The sequence below is a fragment of the Moraxella sp. I5G genome, from assembly GCF_055193055.1.
Window position 1 is genome coordinate 1 of sequence record NZ_JBUXLH010000033.1, and the last position, 1,934, is coordinate 1,934.

At 32.1% G+C, this 1,934-nt stretch carries 3 protein-coding genes; all 3 read right to left on the reverse strand.

The features are described 5' to 3' along the window. Positions 1–364 (reverse strand): hemagglutinin repeat-containing protein (locus tag ACZBKJ_RS09760; protein WP_463200901.1); only part of this gene is annotated, 364 nt, incomplete at its 3' end. Between the two features lie 16 nt (positions 365–380). Continuing rightward, positions 381–929 (reverse strand): SMI1/KNR4 family protein, encoded by a 549-nt coding sequence (locus tag ACZBKJ_RS09765; protein WP_463200898.1) that lies wholly within the window; start codon positions 927–929, stop codon positions 381–383. Between the two features lie 8 nt (positions 930–937). After that, entirely contained in the window at positions 938–1,474 is a 537-nt protein-coding gene (locus tag ACZBKJ_RS09770; protein WP_463200900.1) for a hypothetical protein, read from the reverse strand. Positions 1,475–1,934 lie beyond the last annotated feature (460 nt).

Consider the following 1,934-nt stretch of genomic DNA (forward strand, 5'->3'; position numbering starts at 1 on the left):
GATTGGTTACTTGGGCATACTGGGCGTTTAACTGCTGTTTGCCAGTGTTGATGTTGGCATTTTGTAGCTTACCACTAAAATCAATGTCAGCACTGCCGCCGATGTTTTGTTGTTTGCTGTCGTACTGATAAGTGTCTTGACGGCTTTTAACGATTAAATCACCATCTACCGCACCTGTTAGGTGTTTAGTAGTTAGATTGGCACCATCTAAGGTAAAATTACCTGCGATGTCATTATGCGTGGTACCAGCTACCTTGACGGTGGTGTTGGTGTGAGTTGTGGCAGTTTCTGTGCTGCTGCCTTTGCCAAGATTGGCATGAGCGGTAAGGCCTTGCGCTATCTTGGGAAGTTGCTTCTTATTTATGTGTCATTTAAATTGTTTATAACAAATGACCTGTGGTTAATTCTTTAAAGTCATTATGATGCTTTCCTGTGATTTTTGAAGTGGTGATTTGGCGATAATATTTTAAAAAATCAAATAGAGTGCCAAATTCTCTAACTTCATCAGTATTGCCATCCCACTCGTAAACAATATCATTGCAATCTGCTAAAAACATAAAATATTGAATAATATGCTCATTAATGGCGGCAATAACAAAATATTTCTTTTCAACCAAATCAACATTTCCAACATTCTTGATAAACTCTTGACAATCTGGATCATTTTGTATTTCTAAGTTGGATTTTGGATGAAAATAATATTCAGACATTGTATTCCTATATATGTATATATTATCAAATAACAACCCACCCGAACACTTACCCATCGTCATTAATAGTTCTTTAAATTGACCATGAATAGAAATGTTATATTTTTGTTCTATTTGTTTGATTTCTTCTTCGGTATAGCCCTGAATCAGTTCAGGGCGTTCGATGAAGTTGTTGCGTGGATTTTTGATGGATAGTAGGGTTTGCACTAAATCATTCATAACTTACCTCATTTGCTAGTTTTGGTTGAACGGCGTTCAATGTAAATATTTTCTTTATTTAAAAAATCTTGAGTGCTTGTATAAAAACAATCATCTCTATCCTTAATAAAGTATCCAAATCCTTCCATAACTATTTGATTATCTTTGATGTAAATGTTAGTAATTGGGTTTATTAGGAATGTTTTTTCACTTATTACTAAACGCTCTCTATGATAAAAAAATGGTGGAAAAATGAATAGATTATGAGCAAAATTCATTAAATGACAGAATAAATCAGGATGCTGTTTGGCTAAAAAATTAGCTCTTGGTAGGTTTAATGTATATAAATACCCTAAATTAATTTCATCCAAATCCTCGAAACTATCTTCTTTGCAATCATCGATAAAGCTATTGATTGCATCTTGACAAATTTCTAAGAAATAATCTAAATTTTCAGACCAAACAAATGGTTGAGATTTTTGAGGGATAGATAATTCATAGTTCAAATCTTGATCGGAAACATCTGTGTTGATATTTAAACACTGACTATTATTTACAATAAACATATTTAAGCTTCTATTTTGGTTGATTTGGTGGAATGATCATAATTTGTCCTTTTTTCTTGTTTTTTAAGGTTTGATGTTCTTACTCAATTAGTTGGATTTTAATTGCTTTGGTATGTTTAGCAGATTTCATTGTAAACTTTCAATAGGGTAACGACTGTGGTAATGAGTTTTTTTGAGTGTAATTAATGCTATTATATTTTCTTTTCTCTTGTCTTTTGTTATTTTTTCAGTTGTTTTTATTTTATTTGTTTTTACAAAGAAGGAATTTTTCTATTTGAAAGTTGTTTTTTAAGGTCAAAATCGAAAATTTTTCTTAAGAAGCGTTTTTAAGTTTTTTAATAGTTTTTATTAGTTTTTAGGGTTCTTGGAGACCATATGTAGCATGGGTTTCCAACGCTCAAATGAGAGGGATTGACTACTCAAATGAGAGGGATTGACTACTCAAATGAGAGGGATTGAC